General features: G+C 59.6%; 19 protein-coding genes and 3 pseudogenes. 14 read left to right on the forward strand and 8 right to left on the reverse strand.

Annotated features, from left to right (window positions below; translation table 11 throughout):
- The 7 genes and pseudogenes from ACQKP4_RS22965 to ACQKP4_RS22995 form a co-directional block, all read left to right on the forward strand.
- A pseudogene (locus ACQKP4_RS22965) lies at positions 1 to 95 on the forward strand (ABC transporter substrate-binding protein); the annotation flags it as partial.
- Positions 85 to 174, forward strand: a pseudogene (locus ACQKP4_RS22970) (hypothetical protein); the annotation flags it as partial. The pseudogenes ACQKP4_RS22965 and ACQKP4_RS22970, both read left to right, overlap by 11 nt.
- 32 nt (positions 175 to 206) lie before the next feature.
- A complete protein-coding gene (gene fadA, locus ACQKP4_RS22975) occupies positions 207 to 1,382 on the forward strand; it encodes an acetyl-CoA C-acyltransferase FadA (protein ID WP_008028488.1) in 1,176 nt (391 codons plus the stop codon).
- Positions 1,383 to 1,481: 99 nt separating this feature from the next.
- On the forward strand, positions 1,482 to 1,718 hold the full coding sequence (locus ACQKP4_RS22980; protein WP_427635887.1) for a DUF1653 domain-containing protein: 237 nt from the start codon (positions 1,482 to 1,484) through the stop codon (positions 1,716 to 1,718).
- A 114-nt stretch (positions 1,719 to 1,832) separates the two neighbouring features.
- Positions 1,833 to 4,460 (forward strand): type I DNA topoisomerase, encoded by a 2,628-nt coding sequence (topA, locus tag ACQKP4_RS22985; protein WP_427635889.1) that lies wholly within the window; start codon positions 1,833 to 1,835, stop codon positions 4,458 to 4,460.
- A gap of 141 nt (positions 4,461 to 4,601) precedes the next feature.
- Complete coding sequence (locus ACQKP4_RS22990; protein WP_427635890.1) at positions 4,602 to 5,126, forward strand: DUF6586 family protein; 525 nt, start codon at positions 4,602 to 4,604, stop codon at positions 5,124 to 5,126.
- A gap of 106 nt (positions 5,127 to 5,232) precedes the next feature.
- A complete protein-coding gene (locus ACQKP4_RS22995) occupies positions 5,233 to 5,466 on the forward strand; it encodes a hypothetical protein (protein WP_010456352.1) in 234 nt (77 codons plus the stop codon).
- 86 nt (positions 5,467 to 5,552) lie between these two features.
- On the opposite strand, the gene sulA is transcribed toward ACQKP4_RS22995, so the two are convergent.
- Both sulA and lexA read right to left on the reverse strand, forming a co-directional pair.
- On the reverse strand, positions 5,553 to 6,026 hold the full coding sequence (sulA, locus tag ACQKP4_RS23000; protein ID WP_427635892.1) for an SOS-induced cell division inhibitor SulA: 474 nt from the start codon (positions 6,024 to 6,026) through the stop codon (positions 5,553 to 5,555).
- Between the two features lie 10 nt (positions 6,027 to 6,036).
- The gene (gene lexA / locus ACQKP4_RS23005; RefSeq protein ID WP_046026989.1) at positions 6,037 to 6,645 is read right to left on the reverse strand and encodes a transcriptional repressor LexA; all 609 of its coding nucleotides are present in this window, start codon (positions 6,643 to 6,645) and stop codon (positions 6,037 to 6,039) included.
- A 229-nt stretch (positions 6,646 to 6,874) separates the two neighbouring features.
- Between lexA and ACQKP4_RS23010 the strand changes: the two genes are divergently transcribed.
- The 3 genes from ACQKP4_RS23010 to ACQKP4_RS23020 all read left to right on the forward strand — a co-directional run bounded on the left by ACQKP4_RS23010 (position 6,875) and on the right by ACQKP4_RS23020 (position 9,501).
- Positions 6,875 to 7,582 carry a TetR/AcrR family transcriptional regulator gene (locus ACQKP4_RS23010; RefSeq protein WP_427635894.1) on the forward strand — a complete coding sequence of 236 codons (708 nt, stop codon included), beginning with the start codon at positions 6,875 to 6,877 and terminating at the stop codon, positions 7,580 to 7,582.
- A 170-nt stretch (positions 7,583 to 7,752) separates the two neighbouring features.
- Complete coding sequence (gene nagZ / locus ACQKP4_RS23015) at positions 7,753 to 8,751, forward strand: beta-N-acetylhexosaminidase (RefSeq protein WP_427635908.1); 999 nt, start codon at positions 7,753 to 7,755, stop codon at positions 8,749 to 8,751.
- Between the two features lie 12 nt (positions 8,752 to 8,763).
- Complete coding sequence (locus tag ACQKP4_RS23020) at positions 8,764 to 9,501, forward strand: S-methyl-5'-thioinosine phosphorylase (RefSeq protein ID WP_427635895.1); 738 nt, start codon at positions 8,764 to 8,766, stop codon at positions 9,499 to 9,501.
- 43 nt (positions 9,502 to 9,544) lie between these two features.
- Here ACQKP4_RS23020 and ACQKP4_RS23025 read toward each other — a convergent pair whose 3' ends face one another.
- The 3 genes from ACQKP4_RS23025 to mfd are packed head-to-tail and all read right to left on the reverse strand — an operon-like array spanning position 9,545 to position 16,288.
- Positions 9,545 to 12,238, reverse strand: coding sequence for an SNF2-related protein (locus tag ACQKP4_RS23025; protein WP_427635896.1), 2,694 nt, complete (start codon positions 12,236 to 12,238; stop codon positions 9,545 to 9,547).
- Between the two features lie 11 nt (positions 12,239 to 12,249).
- On the reverse strand, positions 12,250 to 12,828 hold the full coding sequence (locus ACQKP4_RS23030) for a CsiV family protein (RefSeq protein ID WP_427635897.1): 579 nt from the start codon (positions 12,826 to 12,828) through the stop codon (positions 12,250 to 12,252).
- 10 nt (positions 12,829 to 12,838) lie between these two features.
- Positions 12,839 to 16,288: a transcription-repair coupling factor gene (gene mfd, locus ACQKP4_RS23035; RefSeq protein WP_427635899.1), complete on the reverse strand. Its 3,450-nt coding sequence runs from the start codon at positions 16,286 to 16,288 to the stop codon at positions 12,839 to 12,841.
- A gap of 363 nt (positions 16,289 to 16,651) precedes the next feature.
- Here mfd and ACQKP4_RS23040 point away from each other — a divergent pair, with 363 nt between their 5' ends.
- Positions 16,652 to 18,115, forward strand: a complete 1,464-nt coding sequence (locus tag ACQKP4_RS23040; protein WP_427635900.1) for a glyceraldehyde-3-phosphate dehydrogenase — start codon at positions 16,652 to 16,654, stop codon at positions 18,113 to 18,115.
- A gap of 199 nt (positions 18,116 to 18,314) precedes the next feature.
- On the opposite strand, the gene ACQKP4_RS23045 is transcribed toward ACQKP4_RS23040, so the two are convergent.
- The gene (locus tag ACQKP4_RS23045) at positions 18,315 to 19,613 is read right to left on the reverse strand and encodes an MFS transporter (RefSeq protein ID WP_427635902.1); all 1,299 of its coding nucleotides are present in this window, start codon (positions 19,611 to 19,613) and stop codon (positions 18,315 to 18,317) included.
- A 396-nt stretch (positions 19,614 to 20,009) separates the two neighbouring features.
- Between ACQKP4_RS23045 and ACQKP4_RS23050 the strand changes: the two genes are divergently transcribed.
- Positions 20,010 to 20,954, forward strand: a complete 945-nt coding sequence (locus ACQKP4_RS23050; protein WP_427635909.1) for an FAD:protein FMN transferase — start codon at positions 20,010 to 20,012, stop codon at positions 20,952 to 20,954.
- A gap of 207 nt (positions 20,955 to 21,161) precedes the next feature.
- The gene (gene sthA / locus ACQKP4_RS23055; RefSeq protein WP_427635904.1) at positions 21,162 to 22,556 is read left to right on the forward strand and encodes a Si-specific NAD(P)(+) transhydrogenase; all 1,395 of its coding nucleotides are present in this window, start codon (positions 21,162 to 21,164) and stop codon (positions 22,554 to 22,556) included.
- 42 nt (positions 22,557 to 22,598) lie between these two features.
- Here sthA and ACQKP4_RS23060 read toward each other — a convergent pair whose 3' ends face one another.
- Both ACQKP4_RS23060 and ACQKP4_RS23065 read right to left on the reverse strand, forming a co-directional pair.
- On the reverse strand, positions 22,599 to 23,321 hold the full coding sequence (locus tag ACQKP4_RS23060; protein WP_427635905.1) for a glycerophosphodiester phosphodiesterase: 723 nt from the start codon (positions 23,319 to 23,321) through the stop codon (positions 22,599 to 22,601).
- 14 nt (positions 23,322 to 23,335) lie between these two features.
- Entirely contained in the window at positions 23,336 to 23,905 is a 570-nt protein-coding gene (locus tag ACQKP4_RS23065) for a PilZ domain-containing protein (RefSeq protein WP_427635906.1), read from the reverse strand.
- Here ACQKP4_RS23065 and ACQKP4_RS23070 point away from each other — a divergent pair.
- Positions 23,904 to 23,982, forward strand: a pseudogene (locus tag ACQKP4_RS23070) (DUF3077 domain-containing protein); the annotation flags it as partial. The gene ACQKP4_RS23065 and the pseudogene ACQKP4_RS23070 sit on opposite strands and share 2 nt — an antisense overlap.

Genomic DNA, 23,982 nt, shown 5'->3' on the forward strand with positions numbered 1-23,982 from the left:
GGCGCAGCGGCATTCTGTCGATGCTGACGCACAACCGTGCGGACTATTACATCGACGCGTTGACCGAGGTTGATTACGTGGTCAGCCGGGCAAAGCGCTGATTTGGGCGCGCTGTACCACCCGACCGCGAAACTGCGTGAAATGGCCAAAACCGGCCAACGGTTCTTCGGTTAAGCGTCCCAACACTTGAGCGAGAGTGAAATTTTATGAGCTTGAATCCAAGAGACGTCGTGATTGTCGACTTCGGTCGTACTCCGATGGGCCGCTCCAAGGGCGGCATGCACCGCAACACCCGCGCCGAAGACATGTCGGCGCACCTGATCAGCAAACTGCTGGAACGCAACGTCAAGGTTGATCCGAACGAAGTCGAAGACGTGATCTGGGGTTGCGTGAACCAGACCCTGGAGCAGGGCTGGAACATCGCTCGCATGGCGTCGCTGATGACTCAGATCCCGCACACCGCTGCCGGTCAGACCGTCAGCCGCCTGTGTGGTTCGTCGATGAGCGCTCTGCACACCGCTGCGCAAGCGATCATGACCGGCAACGGTGATGTGTTCGTCGTCGGCGGCGTCGAGCACATGGGCCACGTGAGCATGATGCACGGTGTCGATCCGAACCCGCACATGTCGCTGTACGCGGCAAAAGCCTCGGGCATGATGGGCCTGACCGCTGAAATGCTGGGCAAAATGCACGGCATCACTCGCGAACAGCAGGACGCTTTCGGCGTGCGCTCCCACCAGCTCGCCCACAAGGCGACTGTGGAAGGCAAGTTCAAAGACGAAATCATCCCGATGCAGGGCTACGACGAGAACGGTTTCCTGAAACTGTTCGACTACGACGAAACCATTCGTCCGGAAACTACCCTCGAAAGCCTGGCCGCTCTCAAGCCAGCGTTTAACCCGAAGGGCGGCACCGTGACAGCCGGTACGTCGTCGCAGATCACTGACGGTGCTTCGTGCATGATCGTGATGTCGGCGCAGCGTGCACAGGACCTGGGTATCCAGCCTCTGGCGGTTATCCGTTCGATGGCAGTGGCAGGTGTGGACCCGGCAATCATGGGCTATGGTCCAGTACCGGCCACCCAGAAAGCACTGAAGCGCGCGGGCCTCGGCATTAACGATATCGACTTCTTCGAGCTCAACGAAGCTTTCGCCGCACAGGCCTTGCCAGTGCTGAAAGATTTGAAAGTGCTCGACAAGATGAACGAGAAGGTTAACCTGCACGGCGGCGCAATTGCCCTGGGTCACCCGTTCGGTTGCTCCGGTGCGCGTATCTCCGGCACTCTGCTGAACGTGATGAAGCAAAATGGCGGCACCTTCGGGGTGGCCACCATGTGCATTGGTCTCGGCCAAGGCATCTCCACCGTCTTCGAACGCGTTTAAGCGTTCTGTTGATGGAAGCCGGGGCCAAGTGCCCCGGTTTTTGTTTTTCTGAATTTATTTTTGTTTTTATTTTTAAAAGATTTGAGTGAGGGCCAAAGCATGCCGATACAACCTGGGCTCTACCAACATTACAAAGGCCCGCAGTACCGCGTATTCAGTATTGCGCGGCATTCGGAAACCGAGGAAGAAGTGGTCTTCTACCAAGCCCTGTATGGCGATTACGGCTTTTGGGTGCGTCCCTTGAGCATGTTTCTGGAGTCGGTCGAGGTTGACGGCGAGCAGGTCCCACGCTTTGCTTTGGTGCAAGCCGAACCGAGCCTTTTTTCCAGGCCATAAGCGGAGTTCGCGCAAAAGCCTGCGCTTGACCTCACCTTGTAGCCACTATATATAGCGGTGCCGCGTCAGGCGCCAACCGCCTTTCACTTCTAGAATTCAGGAATTTTCTGATCCATGGGCAAATCGCTGGTCATTGTGGAATCCCCGGCTAAGGCCAAGACCATCAACAAGTATCTGGGTAACCAATACGTGGTGAAGTCGAGTATCGGCCATATCCGAGACCTGCCCACCAGCGGTTCGGCTAGCGCCAGCAAAGAGCCAGCCGCCAAGCGCGGCAAGGCTGCCGCGGGTGAAGGTCCGGTGCTCACGCCGAAAGAGAAAGCGCGCAAGCAGCTTGTCTCGCGCATGGGCGTCGATCCGGATCATGGCTGGAAAGCCAAATACGAGATCCTTCCGGGTAAAGAGAAGGTCATTGAAGAGCTGCGCCGGCTCGCCAAAGATGCTGACACCATCTATCTCGCAACCGACTTGGATCGCGAGGGGGAAGCCATTGCCTGGCACCTGCGCGAAGCCATCGGTGGTGACGACAGCCGCTATAAACGCGTGGTGTTCAACGAAATCACCAAGAAGGCCATTCAGGAAGCCTTCTCCAAGCCGGGCGAGCTGGACATCGACCGTGTCAACGCCCAGCAGGCGCGTCGTTTCCTCGATCGCGTGGTGGGTTACATGGTTTCGCCGTTGCTGTGGGCCAAGGTCGCTCGCGGCTTGTCCGCCGGTCGCGTGCAGTCGGTTGCGGTAAAACTGGTCGTTGAGCGTGAGCGTGAAATTCGCGCATTCAACCCGGAAGAGTACTGGGAAATTCACGCTGACCTCGGCACCGCCAAGGGCGCAACCGTGCGTTTCGATGTAGCTCGTGAGAAAGGCGAAGCCTTCAAGCCGCTCAACGAAACCCAGGCCATGGCCGCGCTGGAGAAGCTCAAGTCTTCCAGCTACAGCATCGTCAAGCGTGAAGACAAACCGACCAGCAGCAAGCCGTCGGCACCGTTCATCACCTCCACCCTGCAACAGGCCGCGAGCAACCGCTTGGGCTTCGGTGTGAAGAAAACCATGATGATGGCCCAGCGTCTGTACGAAGCGGGCTACATCACGTACATGCGTACCGACTCCACCAACCTCTCGGTTGATGCGGTGGCGATGGCGCGTACTTATATTGAAGGCGAATTCGGCAAGAAGTACCTGCCGGAGAGCCCGAACGTCTATAGCAGCAAGGAAGGCGCACAAGAGGCTCACGAAGCGATTCGTCCCTCCGACGCCAACACCGAGCCGAGCAAGCTGTCGGGCATGGAGCGCGATGCCGAGCGCCTCTACGAGCTGATCTGGCGCCAGTTCCTCGCCTGCCAGATGCTGCCGGCGCAATACCTGTCGACCACGGTGACCGTGGGTGCCGGTGATTTCGAGCTGCGTGCCAAGGGCCGCATCCTGAAGTTCGACGGTTACACTCGCGTCATGCCGCAAATCGTCAAGCCAGGTGATGACGACGTGCTGCCAGACATGGCTCAGGGCGACGCGATGAAGCTGATCAAGCTTGATCCGACCCAGCACTTCACCAAGCCGCCAGCCCGTTATTCGGAAGCGAGCCTGGTCAAAGAAATGGAAAAACGTGGCATCGGCCGTCCTTCGACCTACGCAGCGATCATTTCGACCATCCAGGACCGCGGCTACGTGGCGCTGCACAACCGTCGTTTCTACTCGGAAAAGATGGGCGACATCGTCACCGAACGTCTGGCCGAGAGCTTCTCCAACCTCATGGACTACGGCTTCACCGCCGGCATGGAAGAGAATCTCGATGACGTGGCCCAGGGCGAACGCGACTGGAAAAACGTGCTCGACGAGTTCTACGGTGACTTCAAGAAAAAACTCGAAGTGGCCGAAAGCGCCGAAGGCGGCATGCGCGCCAACCAGCCTGTAATGACCGACATTCCGTGTGTGGTGTGCGGCCGTCCGATGCAGATTCGTACCGCATCGACCGGCGTGTTCCTTGGTTGCTCGGGCTACAGCCTGCCGCCGAAAGAGCGCTGCAAGGCCACCGTCAACCTGGTGCCGGGCGACGAAATCGCTGCGGACGACGAAGGTGAATCGGAATCCCTGGTGTTGCGTGGCAAGCACCGCTGCCCGATCTGCAGCACGGCGATGGACGCCTACTTGCTGGATGAGAAGCGCAAGCTGCACATCTGCGGTAACAATCCGGACTGCGCGGGCTACGAGATCGAAGAAGGCACTTACCGCATCAAGGGCTATGAAGGTCCGAGCCTGGAATGCGACAAGTGCGGCAGCGAGATGCAGCTCAAGACCGGCCGCTTCGGCAAGTTCTTCGGCTGCACCAATGCGACGTGCAAAAACACCCGCAAGCTGCTGAAAAGCGGTGATGCGGCACCGCCGAAGATGGACCCGGTGAAGATGCCCGAGCTGAAATGCGAAAAGGTCAACGACACCTACATCCTGCGCGACGGTGCGTCCGGCTTGTTCCTGGCGGCGAGCCAGTTCCCGAAAAACCGCGAGACTCGTGCTCCGTTGGTGATCGAGATTGTCCCGCACAAGGATGAGATCGATCCGAAGTATCACTTCCTCTGCGAAGCACCGAAAAAAGATCCGGACGGACTGCCTGCCGTGATCCGTTACAGCCGCAAAACCAAAGAGCAGTACGTTCAGACTGAAGTCGACGGTAAGCCGACGGGTTGGAAGGCGTACTACGACGGCGGCAAGTGGACCGTTGAAGACAAGCGTCCGGCACCCAAAGCTTAAAAGACGCTGTACATAAAAGGCCGCATGACAACCCTCGGGTTTTCATGCGGCCTTTTTGTTTTGTGCTTGCGGGTGGCGCTGCTGATCCACGACACTGTCCGACCTGCGTGAAGCAATTATTTCGTTGTGGAGACTGCCGTCATGGCCCACGAACTCTATACCCGTACCAATCAGAAAATTTATTTCGCCGGTCTGTCGCTTGAAGCGCTCGCCAAAGCCGAAGAGGGGCGGGCGATGAATTCCCTGGCGCTGATTCAGGCGGGACGCGAGTCGGCGTTGTTTCACCTGTACGGTGCGCTGCTGGGGCTGTGCCATGAAATCGCCGGTTTCTATCGCTTGCCTCAAGCCGGCGCTCCTCGAGCAGAGATGCTGCTGACGCGCGAAGTGCTGGAGGCCGTCGCCATTCCTGAAATGGCCGAGATGGTCGAGCTGGCGCAAAACCAGGAAACCTGGTTGGCAAAGTTGATAGCTGCTCACGCAGCGCTGTTCCAGCCGCCTCGCGCTCCGCATAAGCCGAAAGGCGACGTGACGCAGCCGCTTATCCTGGCCGTTAATCTGGATGAAGTAGAGGCGCCTGAAGCGCTAAGTCGGGAAGAGCTCGAGAGTTGGCGTCAGAACCTGAAGGGTTTGGCGATCCGGTTTCGCGAAGGCTTGAACGAGTGTTGATCGGCTGAGAATCCGCAATGCGACTAAAAGCGCTGCTGGTCAAGTTGCCGAGCGAAGCCTGGACGAAGCCTATATAATCCCCGCCTTTCGTGGAGAACAAACCTTTATGCCAACGTCCTTTCTAGAAATTGTCGAGTTACCAGACGGCCGAATTGAGCTGCGCAGGGCCGAGGACGAAGGTTCTCTGGTTACTTTGGATTTCTCCGAGGATGCCAAAGCGTTCCTGCAAGGCCAGCACGTGGAAGTCGCCAAGGCGATGTTGAGCGTCGGTGTTCAGATGGCAGGGCGGCTGGTGGAAGGCGAATTCAACACTGATGAGAGCTCTCGGGTTCTGCATTGATCCCGTTTGTCGCTTTCTACTGATATCGCCACAGATCGGCTTCTCTGTCCTTGGAGAAGCCCCGCGTTGTTCAACGCGCGAATTGTTTAGCCCAAACGAATATTCAGACTTTGTGCATCCCCGCTGCGGGCGGCGCTGATCAACTGTTGCCGTGAACTTGTGTTCAGCGGGTTGAGCCAGCTGACGACCGTATGGCTACGACCCAGGCGCAACGCTTCGCAGGTGAGTTGCTGAGCGCTTTGGGTACCGCGCGGTTGCAGCAGCAGGATGCGTTCACGGTTCAGACCGGCGTCGCGCAGCCAGGCCTGAGTCAGGCTGGCTGGCGGAGCGATCAGTGTGAGCCAGCGGGCATCCTGGTCTTCGCTCAAATCCCTGAGGATCGGTGCCAGAAGGTTAAGGCAGTTCCCGGCCGCACCACGCAGTGAAAGCTCACTGAACACTTCAGGTTCTGCGCTCCAGGGCGATTCGACCACGTCTTTCAGTATCGGCGCCAACGGCTGCGCCATGAACGCCTCGAACAACGGCAGTTGGGCTTGCTGTGATGTGTGTGGGAACTGCATAAAGCCTCCTTTAGCGGCGAATGACGCCGACGCTCAAGCCTTCGATCACCAATTCCTGATCTTTCAGGTTGACTTCGATAGGGGCAAATTCAGGGTTTTCGGCAATCAACCAGACCTTGCTGCCATCGCGCTTGAAACGTTTGACGGTTACTTCGTCGCCGATCCTCGCCACCACGATCTGACCATTGCGGGCCTCGCGAGTGGTATGCACGGCCAGCAAGTCACCGTCGAAAATGCCGACGTCTTTCATGCTCATGCCGTGAACGCGCAGCAAGTAGTCGGCCCGCGGATGGAAGAAGGCCGGGTTAATGTTGCAAGACTCCTCGATGTGTTGCTGGGCGAGGATCGGCGCGCCGGCAGCCACTCGGCCAATGATCGGCAGGGTAGAGTCGTCAGCCTTGGCTTCAAAGCCAGGAATTCGGATGCCGCGAGAGGCGCCCGGGGTCATTTCGATCGCACCTTTGCGGGCGAGTGCCTTGAGGTGTTCTTCCGCAGCGTTAGGCGATTTGAAGCCCAGCTCCTGGGCGATTTCCGCGCGGGTCGGCGGGTAACCGTTGTCTTCGAGGCAGCGTTTGATGAAGGCCAGAATCTCTGCTTGGCGTGGCGTCAGCTTTAGCATATTGATCGCTCTGTCTTTTTATACAGTGACTGGGATTATATACAGTGAAACGGTCTTGGCAATGCCCCTTTTTTTGCTGGCCGCTGGACGGTCGATCAGCCTGCTCATTAACGTCGCGCCGTTGTATGGTTAAATATCTGACCGACCATTCCCAAAATGAACCGGCAAGCTTGACAATGCATAGACTGAAACGTATGTTTCAAACAAGTGTTTGTCAGGCGGAGTAACCATGGCCCAGTCGGAAACCGTTGAACGCATTCTTGATGCAGCCGAGCAATTGTTCGCGGAAAAAGGTTTCGCCGAAACCTCGTTACGCCTGATCACCAGCAAGGCGGGTGTGAACCTGGCGGCGGTGAACTATCACTTCGGGTCGAAGAAGGCGCTGATTCAAGCGGTGTTCTCGCGGTTCCTCGGGCCGTTCTGCCTAAGCCTCGATAAAGAACTCGAGCGGCGCCAGGCCAAGCCCGAGAACAAACCATCACTGGAAGAACTGCTGGAAATCCTCGTCGAGCAAGCCCTCGTGGTGCAGCCACGCAGCGGCAACGATCTGTCTATCTTCATGCGCCTGTTGGGTCTGGCTTTCAGTCAGAGCCAGGGCCACTTGCGTCGTTATCTGGAAGACATGTACGGCAAGGTGTTCCGCCGCTACATGATGCTGGTCAACGAAGCAGCTCCGCGTATTCCACCGATCGAACTGTTCTGGCGCGTGCACTTCATGCTCGGCGCTGCAGCGTTCAGCATGTCGGGGATCAAGGCGTTGCGGGCGATTGCCGAGACCGATTTCGGCGTCAACACCTCGATCGAACAGGTGATGCGCCTGATGGTGCCGTTCCTGGCCGCTGGCATGCGTGCCGAAACCGGCGTCACCGACATCGCCATGGTTACCGCGCAACTGCGTCCGCGCAGCAAATCGGCCCCGACCGCCGCCAAGGTTTAGCCGCACATGGGTGGGCGCGGCAGCTGACATCCGCTAAGCTAGCCGCCCATGCCGACTCTCGTTCTGAACCCGCTCCCCATTTATATCTCTGACCTCCCGGGCACGGCCTGCGGCGGCGAATTGGCGCGAGCCGGTTTTCTCGTTCTCAAGGAATCTCTATGACTGCTGGCCTGCAAGGCTCGTTGATGGTGGACGTCGCCGGTACCTGGCTGACGGCCGAAGATCGCCAATTGTTGCGCCAGCCCGAAGTGGGCGGCCTGATCATTTTCGCGCGCAACATTGAAAACCCGCGCCAGGTACGCGAGTTGAGCGCGGCGATCCGTGCCATTCGCCCCGATCTGCTGCTCGCGGTGGACCAGGAGGGCGGTCGTGTTCAGCGTCTGCGCCAAGGCTTTGTGCGACTGCCGGCCATGCGCGCCATTGCCGATAACCCGAACGCCGAATACCTCGCCGAGCAGTGCGGCTGGATCATGGCCACCGAAGTGTTGGCCGTCGGCCTCGACCTGAGTTTCGCCCCGGTGCTGGACCTCGATTACCAGCGCAGCGCTGTCGTCGGCACGCGCTCGTTTGAAGGCGATCCAGAGCGCGCAGCGTTACTCGCAGGTGCGTTCATCCGTGGCATGAACAGCGCTGGCATGGCCGCGACCGGCAAGCATTTCCCCGGTCACGGTTGGGCGGAGGCGGACTCCCACGTCGCGATCCCGAACGACGAACGCAGCCTCGAAGAAATACGCGCCAACGACCTGGTGCCGTTCGCCAGATTGAGCAAGCAACTGGCAGCGGTCATGCCGGCTCACGTCATTTATCCACAAGTCGATTCCCAGCCTGCCGGGTTTTCCCGCCGCTGGTTGCAGGACACTCTGCGCGGCGAATTGCAATTCGACGGCGTCATCTTCAGCGACGATTTGTCGATGGCCGGCGCCCACGTGGTTGGCGATGCGGCCAGTCGAATCGAAGCCGCGCTGACCGCCGGGTGTGACATGGGTCTGGTGTGCAACGATCGCGCCGCCGCCGAGTTGGCCCTGAGCGCCGCCCAACGCCTGAAAGTCAAACCTTCGGAGCGCATTGCACGGATGCGCGGCCAGTCCTACGCCAACCTCGAATACCGTCAGCACCCGCGCTGGCTGGCAGCCGTCGGCGCACTCAAAGACGCTCAACTGATTGAATAAGGACCTTACGTTATGACGGTTTACGCGATTATCGGTGGCACCGGCCTGACTCAACTCGAAGGCCTGAACATCCGTCAGTCACTGGCGGTGGACACGCCTTACGGCGCACCTTCGGCCGAGGTGCAGGTGGGTGAATACGCCGGCAGGGAAGTGCTGTTCCTCGCCCGTCACGGTCACCCGCACCGCTTCCCGCCACATCAGGTGAACTACCGCGCCAACCTATGGGCGCTGAAGCAGGCTGGCGCCGAAGCGATCCTTGCGGTCAACGCCGTGGGCGGCATTCATGCCGCGATGGGCACCGGGCATTTCTGTGTGCCACACCAACTGATCGACTACACCAGCGGGCGCGAGCACACCTATTTTGCCGATGACCTGGAACAGGTCACCCACATCGATTTCAGTTATCCCTACAGTGAACCGCTGCGGCAGCAATTGATCGCGGCGTTGGCGGCCGAGGGTGTGGATTACAGCAGTCAGGGCGTCTATGCCTGCACGCAGGGGCCGCGACTGGAAACCGTCGCTGAAATTGCGAAGCTGGAGCGTGACGGCTGCGACATCGTTGGCATGACCGGCATGCCGGAAGCCGCACTGGCCCGCGAGCTTGAACTGGATTACGCCTGTCTGGCGCTGGTGGTGAACCCGGCGGCGGGCAAGTCGACGGCGGTGATTACCATGGCCGAGATCGAGCAAGCGTTGCATGACGGGATGGGCAAGGTGAAGTCGACATTGGCGCGGGTGCTCAAGGGCTGAGGCAGGCTCTACACCGCATAGCGATCTGACCAGAAGCGCGGCCTCAGCGCTTCTCCAGCTTATCCGGCAACGGCGCAAACAGCGCCTCAATATCATCACTCTGCAGCTTCCAGTCCCCGGCCTTGCGCCCGTCCAGCACGCCAGCCGCCAGGTCGGATTTTTCCTTTTGCAGGTGCTGAATTTTTTCCTCGACCGTGCCACGGGCAATCATCTTGTAGACGAATACCGGCTTCTCCTGGCCGATGCGATACGCCCGGTCAGTTGCCTGATTTTCTGTCGCCGGGTTCCACCACGGATCGTAATGAATCACCGTATCCGCTTCGGTCAGGTTCAACCCCACACCACCGGCCTTCAAACTGATCAGAAAGATCTGACGCTTGCCACTCTGGAAGTCCTTCACCGGCGCGCGTCGGTCACGGGTTTGTCCGGTCAACAAGGCGTATTCAACGCCACGCTTCTTCAGCTCGACTTCGATCAGGGCCAGCATCGAGGTGAATTGAGAAAACAGCAGAATCCGCCGACCTTCCTCAAACAACTCCTCCAGCATTTCCATCAGGCTGTCGAGCTTGCCCGAGGTGCTGCCGCGCGTCGGCACGGCGGCATCGTTCACCAGGCGCAAGTCGCAACAGACCTGCCGCAGTTTCAGCAGCGCTTCAAGGATGATGATTTGGCTGCGAGCCACGCCTTTGCGGGTGATCTCGTCGCGGACTTTCTTGTCCATCGCCAGGCGCATGGTCTCGTATACGTCGCGCTGAGCTTCGTTGAGTTCGACCCAATGAATGATTTCAGTCTTCGGCGGCAATTCCGTCGCGACCTGCTCTTTGGTCCTGCGTAGCAGGAACGGTTTTATCCGACCGTTCAAGTGCTGAAGTCTTACTTCGCTGGCGCGCTTTTCAATCGGCACGCGGTAATCGCGGTTGAAGCTCTTCACGTCGCCGAGCCAGCCAGGCAGCAAAAAGTGAAACAGCGACCACAGTTCACCCAAGTGGTTTTCCAGTGGCGTGCCGCTCAGGCACAGACGCTGCCGTGCATTCAGCTCGCGTGCCGCTTGCGCCGCTTTGCTGCCAGGGTTCTTGATGTACTGCGCTTCATCCAGCACCAGCACGTGCAACGGTTGCGCAGCCAGGCGTTCGATGTCCTTGGGCAACAGCGCATAGGTGGTCAGGATCAGGTCGTAATCAGCCAGCGTATCGAAATGCTTTTTGCGACTGGCGCCGTACAGCGCGACCACTTTGAGTTGCGGCGTGAAGTGCGCCGCCTCGTCGAGCCAGTTCGGGATCAGGCTGGTGGGCATCACCACCATGCACGGTCGATCAAGGCGTCCGGCGTTCTTCTCGCTCAGAACGTGCGCCAGGGTTTGCAGGGTTTTACCCAGGCCCATGTCGTCCGCGAGAATGCCGCCCACTTCCAGTTGCCGCAGCGACTGCATCCAGCTCAAACCTTCGAGCTGATATGGGCGCAACGTCGCGTTCAAGCCTTCCGGCGCGGTGGCGGTGTAGTCCTTGATGTCCCGCAGACGCTGGGCGAAGGTGCGAATCTGTTCGCCGCCTTCCCACAGCAGCGGCATGCCTTCCAGCGGATTCAGGCGCGTGGCGTCGGCCTTGCTCAGGCGCAACGTGGTTTCGCCGGGCCCTTGCAGGTAGAACTCGCCGAGGGTGGCCAGCACCGGTTTCAAGCGACCGAAGGGCAGGGCGACTTGCAGCGGACCGTATTCGGAGTTCGGGCGATTCGGGATGTTGACCAGAATCAGCTCGTCGTCGCGCCGCCGGGCGAGGCGTTCCGGGTTGAGGATTTCGGTGTGCGAACGCATGAGGTTCAGCAGGATCGGCAGCAGACTCAGGCGCTCGCCGTTGACGATGATCCCCAGTTCCAGATCAAACCAGTCGCGCTCGGGCATTTGCTCGACAGTGGCGTACCAGTCGTCGACAGCGGTCAGGTCGAAACCGAAATCTTCGTCGATCTGCAACTCCCAGCCTTGGGTGCGCAGCTTCGGCAGCTCATTAAGGGTAAACGTCAGCCAGGCGCTGTCGTTGACCATTTCATAGAGCTCGCCGGCGCTTTCCGGCAAGGCTTTGCTTTGCCGAGTGGCAATCTTGAAGCCGAGTATCCGCAACTGTTCCCGGTAGGCCTGTTCGACTTCCGGGTGACGTTTTATCCGCAGCGTCTGGGTTTCCTGACGAATCAGTACGTCGGCGTTCTTCTGCCCGCAAACGTATTCATCCAGATAGCTGAAAGACAGCGCCGCCCGATGCTGGATGTAGCGCTGCATTTTGCCGTTGCGTGGCTCGAAGGCGCTGAATTCGATACTTGCCAGCCACAGGCGCGGCACCGGTTGCACGTTATCGACCAGCAATTGGGGCGGGGCTTTCGGGCTGCGGTTTTCCAGCACGGCCTGCAGTTTTTCCAGTAGCTCGGCGTCTTGCGCGGCAGCGGGGTAGGCCAGGGTTTCCTGGACTTTGAGCAACACCGCCGCGCAATGTTTGCAGTTGCTATGGACGGGGCAGGTGCAGGTGGCGTCGACCATCAGCAAGGTGGCTTTGGCCGACTCGCGCAGGCGAATGGTCTGACGGTAGACGTTGCCCCCAGAGCCTTCGCACGCGGCAGTGATTGTCGCGTCGCCGACTTCGACGATCCGCACGCGGTTCTCCAGGGCGTAGCGACGGCCACGTTCCAGGCTCTGTTCCTTGAATCGACTGACCCATGAAGGTGCCAGGGGTTTGCTCAGGGTCGCAGGCATAAGGACTTCAATCAGTCCGGTATTTCATCGGGGACTGGCCGAGGCGCAGGCGCGGTGAGCGAGGTGATCTTGATCAGCAGGCCGAGGTGGCCGTTGTCGAGGAAGTTCAGCTGGCCGTTCTTGGTATGGCTTTCTTGCTTGAGGCGTTCGCTGGCGGTGACCATGCCGTTGCCGTCGATCTGATTGACCCAGAAGTCGGCGTCGACGTCGGTGAAGCGCCCCAGCTTGAGGTTCAACGTGCCCTCGATCGGGAACTGACCATATTGTTCTGCGCCATCGCTGATCGCGATTTTGCTCGCTTCTTCACTGAGGTTCTGCTGCCAGGCCTTATGCAGCAACACGGTGTAGTCGGCGCTGGCAGTGAGTTTTGCCACTTCACCATTCAGGCTCGGCGTGCGCAGGCTGTCGGGGCTGATGCGCTGGGCGCCGGCGGCCCAGTCTTCCGGTGCAGCCCGGCTGGCAATGGCGGGCACAGCGTTTTGGCGGACCAGAATCATTTCAACCTGATACAGGTCAGCGGCAAACGCCGAGGGGGCAACCAGCGCTGTTATCAACAGGGTCAGCGAAGTCAGTGAGCGAAACAGGCGCATGCGGCGTCCTTCAAGCAGTTTTCGGGATGAGGCACTCAAGCAGCGCCTCTACAGTATTAAAGCGTTCTTCCGGGCGCTCCATCGGCACCATGAATTTAAACATCGTGGCGCCTTCGAATTTGTAGCGTTTGGGCTGGCCCTGAATCAGTTTGATCAGGGTCAGCGGGTCGACCGGTGTCTGCGCCGCGAACTCGATGCGGCCACCTTGCGGGCCGCCGTCGACTTTCTTGATGCCCAGCAGTTCGGCTTGCAGCTTCAGCGCAGTGATGCGCATCAGGTTCTTGGTCGGTTCCGGCAACAGGCCGAAACGGTCGATCATCTCGACCTGCAAGTCCTTGAGGCCTTCTTCATCGGTGGCCGAGGCGATGCGTTTGTAAAGAATCAGCCGAGCGTGGACATCCGGCAGATAGGCTTCGGGGATGAGCGCCGGCACCCGCAGGTTGACCTCCGGGCCACCGCCCAACGGCTGGTCGAGGTTCGGTTGTTCGCCCTTGCGGATCGACTTCACCGCGCGTTCGAGCATCTCCATGTACAGCGTAAAACCGACCGCCTGAATCTGCCCGCTCTGGCCGTCGCCCAGCAGTTCGCCGGCACCGCGGATTTCCAGGTCGTTGGTGGCGAGCACGAAGCCCGCGCCCAGGTCCTGGGTATTAGCGATCGCTTCCAGGCGCTTTTCCGCATCCGTGGTGATTTGCTGGCGCGGCGGGGTCAGCAGGTAGGCGTAAGCCTGGTGGTGACTGCGCCCGACGCGGCCGCGCAACTGGTGCAACTGCGCCAGGCCGAACTTGTCGGCACGCTCAATGATGATGGTGTTGGCGCTTGGCACGTCGATGCCGGTCTCGATGATGGTCGAGGCGATCAGCACGTTGAAACGCTTGTGGTAGAAGTCGCTCATGACCTGTTCGAGTTCGCGCTCGCGCATCTGCCCATGACCGATACCGATGCGTGCTTCCGGCACCAGTTCAGCGAGGTCGGCGGCGCATTTCTCGATGGTCTTCACGTCGTTGTGCAGGTAGTAGACCTGGCCACCACGCAGCAACTCACGGAGCAGGGCTTCTTTGACCGTGCTCTTGTTTTGCTCCATGACGAAGGTCCGCACCGACAGGCGCCGGGCTGGCGGCGTGGCGATGATCGACAAGTCGCGCATGCCCGACACCGCCATGTTCAGCGTGCGCGGAATCGGCGTGGCGGTGAGGGTGAGGATGTCGACTTCACTGCGCAGCGCCTTGAGCTGTTCCTTCTGACGCACACCAAAACGGTGTTCTTCGTCGATGATTACCAGCCCCAGGTTTTTGATTTTGACGTCGTCCTGCAGCAGCTTGTGCGTACCGATGACGATGTCGATCTTGCCTTCGGCAAGGTCTGCGACGGCGGCGTTGATTTCCTTGGCCGATTTGAAGCGGCTCATCACTTCCACGGTCACCGGCCAGTCGGCGAAGCGGTCGCGGAAGCTGTTGTAGTGCTGTTGGGCGAGCAGCGTGGTCGGCACCAGGATCGCCACTTGACGACCACCGTGCACGGCAATGAAGGCGGCGCGCATCGCCACTTCGGTCTTGCCGAAACCGACATCGCCACAGACCAGCCGATCCATCGGTTTCGGCGCGAGCATGTCGGCGCGCACCGCTTCGATGGTGGTTTGCTGGTCGGGGGTTTCTTCGAAGGGAAAACCGGCGCTGAAGGTGGCGTAATCGGCTTTCGGGTCTGCGAATGCGTAACCCTCGCGGGCGGCACGACGGGCGTAGATGTCGAGCAGTTCGGCGGCTACGTCGCGCACCTGTTCGGCGGCTTTGCGTTTGGCTTTCTGCCAGGTCTCGGAGCCGAGGCGGTGCAGCGGGGCGAGGGCGTCGTCGCTGCCGGTGTAGCGGGCGATCAGGTGCAGGTTGGCCACCGGCACGTACAGCTTGGCGCCTTCGGCGTATTGCAGCGTCAGGAATTCAGCCGCCTGATCGTCGATTTCAAGGGTTGCCAGCCCGAGGTAGCGACCGACGCCGTGATCGATGTGCACCACCGGCGCGCCTTCACGCAGTTCGGTGAGGTTCTTGATGACGGCATCGTTGTTGGCGTCGGCGCGTTTCTCGCGGCGACGGCGCTGCATCACGCGTTGACCGAACAACGGACTTTCGGCGACCAGTGCCAACGCCGGGTCGTCGAGCACCAGACCTTCGTCGAGCGGGGCGATGGTGATCGCCAGGCGCTCCTTGCTCGCGACGAAGTCCGGCCAGCTGTCGACGGTTTTCGGCCGCAGCTTGAGGCGTTCGAGCAGTTCCAGCAGCACTTCGCGACGGCCTGCGGACTCGGCGGTAAACAGTACGCGCCCGGGGAATTCATCGAGGAAGCCGGCCAGCGCCGCCAAGGGTTGGGTGGCCTTGGCTTCGATAGCCAGGTTCGGCAGTTCTCGCGCCGGGAAGCGTTCGCGCCCGACACCGGTTTCCACGTCTTGTTGGCTGGCGACCACACGCGGCCAGGTCTTCAGTCGCGCAAAGCAGTCCTCCACCGGCAGGAACAGCTCGGCGGGAGGCAATAAAGGACGGGAGGGGTCGACGCGACGCTCTTCGTAGCGATTGCGCACGTCGTTCCAGAAATTCTCGGCGGCCTGCTCGATGCCCGGCAGGGAAAACACTTGCGTGTCCTGCGGCAGGTAATCGAACAGCGTCGAGGTTTCGTCGAAAAACAACGGCAGGTAGTACTCGATACCAGCCGGCGTGATGCCGCTGCTCAAGTCCTGGAAGATCGGGCAGCGACGGAAGTCCACGTCGAAACGCTCACGGAAACGCGCCTTGAAGCGGGTGACCGCGTCTTTCTGCAATGGAAATTCGCGCGCGGGCAGCAGGCGGACCGTGTCGACTTTGTCGATGGAGCGTTGGTTCTCCGGATCGAAGGTGCGCAGCGTCTCGATTTCGTCATCGAACAAATCGATGCGGAAAGGCAGTTTGCTGCCCATCGGGAACAGATCGATCAATGAGCCGCGGACCGTGAATTCGCCGTGCTCGTACACCGTGTCGACGTAGCGATAGCCGCTGGCTTCAAGCCGTGTGCGCATTTGCTCGACATCGAGCTTCTGGCCGACGTCCAGCACCAGACTGCTGCCGAGCAGGAATTTGGTCGGCGCCAGGCGATGCAGTGCGGTGGTGATCGGCACCACCAACACGCCATGGCTCAGCTCCGGTAGCCGGTATAAAGCAGCGATGCGCTGGGAAATGATGTCCTGGTGCGGCGAAAACAGGTCGTAGGGCAGGGTTTCCCAGTCCGGGAAATGCAGCACGGGCAAATCCGGGGCGAAGAAACTCAGCTCCTGTTCCAGCCGTTCGGCACTTTGGCTGTCGGCGGTCAGCAGCAGGGTAAAGCGCTTGGCAGCGCTGGCAGCCTCGGCGATGGCCAGGCTCAGGGCGGCACCGGGCAGGTTGCCCCAGTGCTGTTTACCTGCCGCGGCAGGGAGAAGCGGTAGACGCAGAACGGGCACGGAAGGTTGAGCTCCAAGCGTTGCGACAAAGTCGGTAAGTGTAGCGGTCCCGGATGCCGCCTGTCAGTTGCAGACTGCGTCTATTACGCAGGTTTGGCGAAATGTAGTGGTAAAGACAATATCCGCAGGTTTTTTAGCAAAAAATGCCGATTATGTAGTGGCAAAAACAACCGGTGTTACGGAGGGTTACGGACAAGGTAGCGTTATCTCCAAAAAATTGACTGCGCTGGAAGCCGCGGTTTTGCTGGGCTTTAGCGCGGCGTAATTTTTTTGAAGAGGAAAATGTTACGGATCGCACGACAAGCGCGCATTGCTACGAGATGCACTCGGCGGCATAATGTAGCCCCTTTTTTCTGCCCCTACATGTGGAAGGTTCCCGTGACTCAGAAGCCCGACCAGTGTCTTGGTGAATGGATCGACCGTGAAGCACTCGCAGAAGCGATGATTCCGCTTATCGGTCAGCTCTACCGCAATAACAACGTGGTGAGCTCGATCTATGGCCGCAGCCTGATCAATCGTTCAGTCATTGCGATTCTCAAAGCTCACCGCTTTGCTCGTCATCGTCAGTCCGATGACAGCGAATTGTCCGTCCACGAAACATTCCCGCTGCTCAAGGCAATGAGCGAGCTCAAGCTCGGTGCTGCCTCGGTAGACCTGGGCAAGCTTGCGGTCAAATTCAAGGCCGAAGGCAATGGTCGTACTGCCGAGCAGTTCGTCCGTGAAGAACTGGCTGACGTTGTTGGCCAGCAAAACGCTTCCGCGCGCAAAGGCACTGACGTTGTGCTGTACGGCTTCGGTCGTATCGGCCGTCTGCTGGCGCGCATCCTGATCGAGAAAACCGGTGGTGGCGACGGCCTGCGTCTGCGCGCCATTGTTGTCCGCAAGGGCGCCGAAAACGATCTGGTCAAGCGTGCAAGTTTGCTGCGTCGTGACTCGGTTCATGGCCCGTTCGATGGCACCATCACCATTGATGAAGCCAACAACACCATCACCGCCAACGGCAACCTGATCCAGGTTATCTACGCGAAAAACCCGACTGAAGTGGATTACACCCAGTACGGCATCAAAGACGCACTGCTGGTGGACAACACCGGTGTATGGCGTGACGCCGAAGGCCTGGGCCAGCACCTGGCGTGCCCGGGTATCGACCGCGTTGTTCTGACTGCGCCAGGTAAAGGCAAGCTGAAGAACATCGTTCACGGCATCAACCACGGCGAAATCACCGCTGACGACAAGATCGTGTCGGCTGCTTCCTGCACCACCAACGCCATCGTGCCGGTGCTCAAAGCGGTCAACGACAAGTTCGGCATCATCAACGGTCACGTTGAAACGGTTCACTCGTACACCAACGACCAGAACCTGATCGACAACTTCCACAAAGGCGATCGCCGTGGTCGTAGCGCCGCGCTGAACATGGTCATCACCGAGACCGGTGCTGCCACTGCCGCTGCCAAAGCGCTGCCTGAACTGGCCGGCAAGCTGACCGGTAACGCCATCCGCGTTCCGACGCCGAACGTGTCGATGGCCATTCTCAACCTGAACCTTGAGAAAGCCGCCACCCGTGAAGAGATGAACGAGTACCTGCGCTACATGGCGCTGCACTCCGATCTGCATAAGCAAATCGACTACGTCAACTCGCAGGAAGTGGTGTCCACCGACTTCGTCGGCTCGCGCCATGCCGGTGTTGTAGACGCTGAGGCAACCATCAGCCAAGACAACCGCGTTGTTCTGTACGTTTGGTACGACAACGAATTCGGTTACAGCTGCCAGGTGGTTCGCGTGATGGAAGACATGGCCGGTGTAAACCCGCCAGCGTTCCCGCGCTAAGCCTTAGCCGCACATGAAAACGCCCCGACTTTGGTCGGGGCGTTTTTGTTTGTGCGGTTTGTCAGTTGTGGGTGTGTTGCCTGGGCCGGCGTCTTCGTCGCAACGCCGCCCGGAGCAAACCTGCTCCCACATTTGCCAGAGTTCGTCCTGGAGAAATGCGATCAAATGTGGGAGCGGACTTGCTCGCGAATGCGGTCTGTCACGCCCCGCCAACCACAGCAGCCTGTGCGGTGCGCAGTTCATGCTTGTTGCCCCGGAACAGCACCAGCGTCGCGATCAACCCCAACACCGCCGCGCCACTGAGCCAGATCCCCGGCGCAGCCTTGTTGTCCAGCACATGAATCAGGTACGTACACGCCGCCGGCGTAAACCCGCCAAAGGTCGCGGTCGCCAAGCTGTAGGCCAAAGAGAAACCGGTGGTCCGCACTTCCACCGGCATGATCTCGGTCAGCGCCACGACCATGGCGCCGTTGTACGAGCCATACAGGAACGACAGCCACAACTCGACGATCAGCAAATGGCTGAAACTCGGGTTCGCCACCAGCCACGACAGTGCCGGGTAAGCGGTGAGGATCGCCAGAATAGTCGCCGCCAACAGTAGGGGTTTGCGCCCGATCTTGTCGGAAAGCGAACCCATCACCGGCAACCAGAAGAAGTTCGACAGGCCGATGCACACCGTCACCAGCAACGCGTCCAGATCCGACAAGTGCAACTCGGCTTTGCCGAATGTCGGGGTGTAGGCGGTGATCAGATAAAACGACACCGTGGTCATCACCACTAGCGCCATGCCGGCGATGACGATGCCGAAGTTATGGCCGATCGAGCGGACAATTTCGCGCAGGGTAGGGCGGTGTTTACGCGCCTGGAACTCGGGTGTTTCTTCCAGCGAACGACGGATCACGAAGATCACCGGCACGATCATGCAGCCGATCAGGAACGGCACGCGCCAGCCCCAATCGCCCATTTGTTCCGGGCTGAGCCAGTGGTTCAAACCCACCCCCAGCAACCCGGCGAATACCACCGCTGCCTGCTGGCTGGCGGACTGCCAACTGACGAAGAAGCCTTTGCGGCCCGGCGTGGAAATTTCGGCCAGGTACACCGAGACACCGCCCAACTCGACGCCGGCGGAGAAACCTTGCAGCAATCGACCGAACAGCACGATCAGCGGAGCGGCGACACCCAATGTGGCGTAACCCGGCACGCAGGCAATCAGCACCGTACCGGCCGCCATCATCGCCAGGGTGATGATCAAGCCCTTGCGACGGCCGTGACGGTCGATGTAAGCACCGAGGAAGATGGCCCCCAGCGGCCGCATCAGGAAGCCAGCACCGAAAGTAGCCAGCGACAGCATCAGGGACGCGAACGCGCTGTCGGCAGGGAAGAAGGTTTTGGCGATGGCCGTGGCGTAGAAGCCGTAGACCATAAAATCGAACATTTCGAGAAAGTTGCCGCTGACAACGCGAAAGATCGCCTTGCCTTTACCCGTATTCGAGGACATTTGAACGTACTCACTTTTGGCTGTCTTGTCGGAAATCCATGGTCTAGACACGTCCTCGCTGTCGGTCGAAGCTCGCAGGCACGCACCGAACAGTTTTGTAACGATATGTGTATGAGTATAGATAGGCAACCACTAGTTAGGTTGCTTGTTAACCGCTATAGCCATCAGCCAGATCTAAATGTGGGAGCGGGCTTGCTCGCGAAGAGGCCGTATCAGTCGACATCAATGTGGCCTGACACACCGCCTTCGCGAGCAAGCCCGTTTCCACATTTGTGTCGCATAATGGCGGCCTTGGCGCGGTGTCAGAGGTTTGAAGGGGAAGTCAGATTGTTGAAACGCAAGGGTTTTGTCCTGTTGCTGAGTGTGGCCCTGACCGGCTGCGGCAATAGCGATTCCATGGAAAGCTTTGGCGGCTCGACCATGGGCAGCACGTATTCGATCAAATACGTGCGCCACGCCGGTCTCCCGGCTCCGGAAGCAGTGCAGGCGCAGGTCGAAAAAATCCTCGCCGAGGTCGATCAGCAGATGTCCACTTACCGCAGCGACTCAGATATCGAGCGCTTCAACGATCTGCCCGCCAATCGCTGTCAGACAATGCCTGCGCCCATTCTCAAATTGGTCCGGGTCGGCGAACAACTGTCGGAGCAAAGCGAAGGTTCCTACGACCTGACGGTCGAACCGCTGCTCAACCTCTGGGGCTTCGGTCCGCAAGGCCGGGAAGAAAAAGTCCCCGATGCCCAGGCACTGGCGAAGGTGCGACAGCGCGTCGGTTACCAGCATCTGCACATCGACCGGGATCAGTTGTGCAAGGACGCCGCCGTCGAAGTCGACTTCAACAGCATCGCGGCCGGTTATGCGGTCGATACCATAGCCGCCAGACTCGAGGCCATGGGCATCCACAATTACCTCGCCGAAGCCACCGGCGAACTCAAGGCCTCAGGCAAAAAGCTCGACGGCACCGCGTGGAAAATCGCGCTGGAAGAACCCCGTGAGGACCAGCAGGTCGCGCAAAAGATCATCGATGTCGACGGCTATGGCTTGTCGACATCCGGCGACTACCGCAACTATTTTCAGCAGGACGGAAGGCGTTTTTCCCACACCTTCGATGCCCGCACCGGTACACCGGTCTCACACACATTGGCGTCAGTCACGGTGATTCATCCTTCAGCGTTGATGGCCGATGGCTTATCGACGCTGCTGCTGATTCTTGGCCCCGAAAAAGGTTGGGACTACGCCGAAAAACACGACATCGGTGCATTCTTCGTGATTCGTGCCGATACAGGTTTCGTCACCCGGACCAATCAGGCTTTTGAACGCCTCAGTGGCGGCAAAAGCGAATGATCTCGGCGATTCGCGCATTGAAGGCTGGCGTTGTAGTGCAGGCAAAAGTAGCCTACGACGCGACCAAGGGTTAATGTGCGCGGCGTTGACGCTTCTATAGACTGTGTCCGGGTTCTGCATTGGCCCCAAATTGTTCCTTCACGCCGCAAAACGGCGTGATTTAGCCGCCGGTGCCGAGGGCGCCGCGGCCTGTTCTGAGGAGTACGCATGGCTGTCTACAACTACGACGTGGTGGTGCTGGGTTCCGGCCCGGCGGGAGAAGGCGCGGCAATGAACGCCGCCAAAGCAGGGCGCAAGGTGGCGATGGTCGACAGCCGTCGCCAGGTCGGCGGCAACTGCACCCACTTGGGCACCATCCCGTCCAAGGCACTGCGTCACTCGGTCCGGCAGATCATGCAGTTCAACACCAACCCGATGTTCCGGGCCATTGGTGAACCGCGCTGGTTTTCGTTCCCGGACGTGCTGAAAAGCGCCGAAAAAGTCATCTCCAAACAAGTCGCTTCGCGCACCGGCTACTACGCCCGTAACCGTGTCGACGTGTTCTTCGGCACCGGCAGCTTCGCCGACGAGCAAACCGTCGAAGTGGTTTGTGCCAACGGCGTGGTCGAAAAACTGGTGGCCAAGCACATCATCATCGCCACCGGCTCGCGGCCTTATCGCCCGGCGGACATCGATTTCCATCACCCGCGTATCTACGATAGCGACACCATCCTCAGCCTCGGCCACACCCCACGCAAACTCATCGTTTACGGCGCAGGCGTGATTGGTTGCGAATACGCCTCGATCTTCAGCGGTCTGGGCGTACTGGTTGAACTGGTGGACAACCGTGGTCAGTTGTTGAGCTTCCTCGACTCGGAAATCTCCCAGGCGTTGAGCTATCACTTCAGCAACAACAACATTACGGTTCGCCACAACGAAGACTACGACCGTGTCGAAGGCGTGGACAACGGCGTGATCCTGCACCTCAAGTCCGGCAAGAAAATCAAAGCCGACGCCTTGCTCTGGTGCAACGGCCGTACCGGTAACACCGATCAGTTGGGTCTGGAAAACATCGGCGTCAAGGTCAACAGCCGTGGCCAGATCGAAGTCGACGAGAACTACCGCACCTGCGTACCGAACATCTACGGTGCCGGTGACGTGATCGGCTGGCCGAGCCTGGCCAGTGCCGCGCACGACCAGGGCCGTTCCGCCGCTGGCAGCATCGTCGATAACGGCAGCTGGCGCTTTGTGAATGACGTGCCGACCGGCATCTACACCATTCCGGAGATCAGCTCGATCGGCAAGAACGAGCAGGAGTTGACTCAGGCCAAAGTGCCATACGAAGTCGGCAAGGCGTTCTTCAAGAGCATGGCGCGTGCGCAGATTGCCGGCGAGCCTCAGGGCATGCTGAAGATTCTGTTCCACCGTGAAACCCTGGAAGTGCTGGGCGTTCACTGCTTCGGTTATCAGGCTTCGGAGATTGTTCACATCGGCCAGGCGATCATGAGCCAGCCGGGTGAACTCAACACCTTGAAGTATTTCGTCAACACGACGTTCAACTACCCGACCATGGCCGAAGCCTATCGGGTAGCCGCTTACGACGGCCTCAACCGGCTTTTTTGAGCGGCTCCGGCCGGTGGCCTGAGCCGGCCGGGGAGACCGATTTCAGCAATTCTCGAGGGTGGCAGTGGCCAAACCGGGAAAGTCTGTAATCAGGCTGTCAACGCCGAAGTCGGCGAGTCTGCGCATCAGCGCGGGCTCGTTGACCGTCCATACCGACACATGCAGCCCCTGACGCTGCGCCTTCTGCAGGCGTTCCGGCGTACACAGCGTCCAGTTCAGCGCCAGAATCTCACAGCCGTAGCTTTGCGCGACTTTCAACGGGTCGAGCCACGCGTACTCGGCAACCAAGCCACGAGACACGTCCGGCACCAGGTCCAGCGCGGCTTTGAGCACTTCGCGTGAGCTTGAGGTGATCGTGACCTTGTCGAGCAGGCCGAATCGCTGCGCCATCTCGCGAATCGCCAGCACGGTAGTGGCGGCGCGGGTGCGGGATGCACTTTTGACTTCCAGCTGCCAGTGCTCGAAGTCGCACTTTTCGAACAATTCTTCCAGTGTCGGAATCGGGCACGGCTTGATCCAGCCCGGACCGCCCTTGCGCGCGTCGTAGGTCACCAGGTCGGCGGCGGTATGCTCGACGACTTTGCCGCGACGGTCGGTGGTGCGCTTGAGCGTCGGGTCGTGGATGACCATCAACTCGCCATCCTTGGACAGGTGCAAGTCCAGTTCGCAGCGGCGCACGCCGTGCTTGAGGCATTGCTGAAAACTGTTCAGCGTGTTTTCCGGTGCTTCGCCCTTGGCGCCGCGATGGCCGTAGATGAGGGTCACGGTTCTTCCTTAAATTAAATGCCTGATTCGTTTTCGCGGGCCAGACGTCGTTCCTGGGCCTGCTTCTGCAAAATGTAGCGGGCAAGCAATTGCCGCTGGGCATCGGTCGGGCGCTCGAACTCGGTACCGACGTCGTAGCCGCCACCCTTGCGATCGCAATGGGTGACGCGCGCCCGTAGCAGCAGGCCGAGGGCTTGCGGCATCAGCACCAGTTTGACCGACAGGTGTGCACCCACCGAAATCGGCGTCGGGTGCTGAAAGTCGAGCCCGCCTTCGGAAATGATCACCGGTTGCGGGTCGCCGATCTGCCCCAGCACGGTGATGGCGATCACCTGGCTCAGTAAATCGATGCGTTTGTTCTGGGATTTCAAGAATGCCGCAAGGTTGCGGTCACGCTCACTGATCTGGCGCAACAGGTGCTGCGACTCGAATTCGCTCAGGTGCAGTTCGCTGAGCAGGTTGAACAGAGGGGAAGCATCCTGCAACACTTCCAGGCCTGCGGCTTCGGGAGCGGACAGGGGCCGAATTTCCAGTGCGATCGTGTCCTCGATACGGTAGTATTCGCGCCCCGAACTCAAAACCATCGGCCTAACCCCGGCCATCTATTGCTCAGACCAACCCCTATTCCACGTAACCCGCGATGTACCGCTCGGCGATGCGT

It is taken from the genome of Pseudomonas sp. NPDC086278, assembly GCF_050280905.1.
GTDB lineage: Bacteria > Pseudomonadota > Gammaproteobacteria > Pseudomonadales > Pseudomonadaceae > Aquipseudomonas.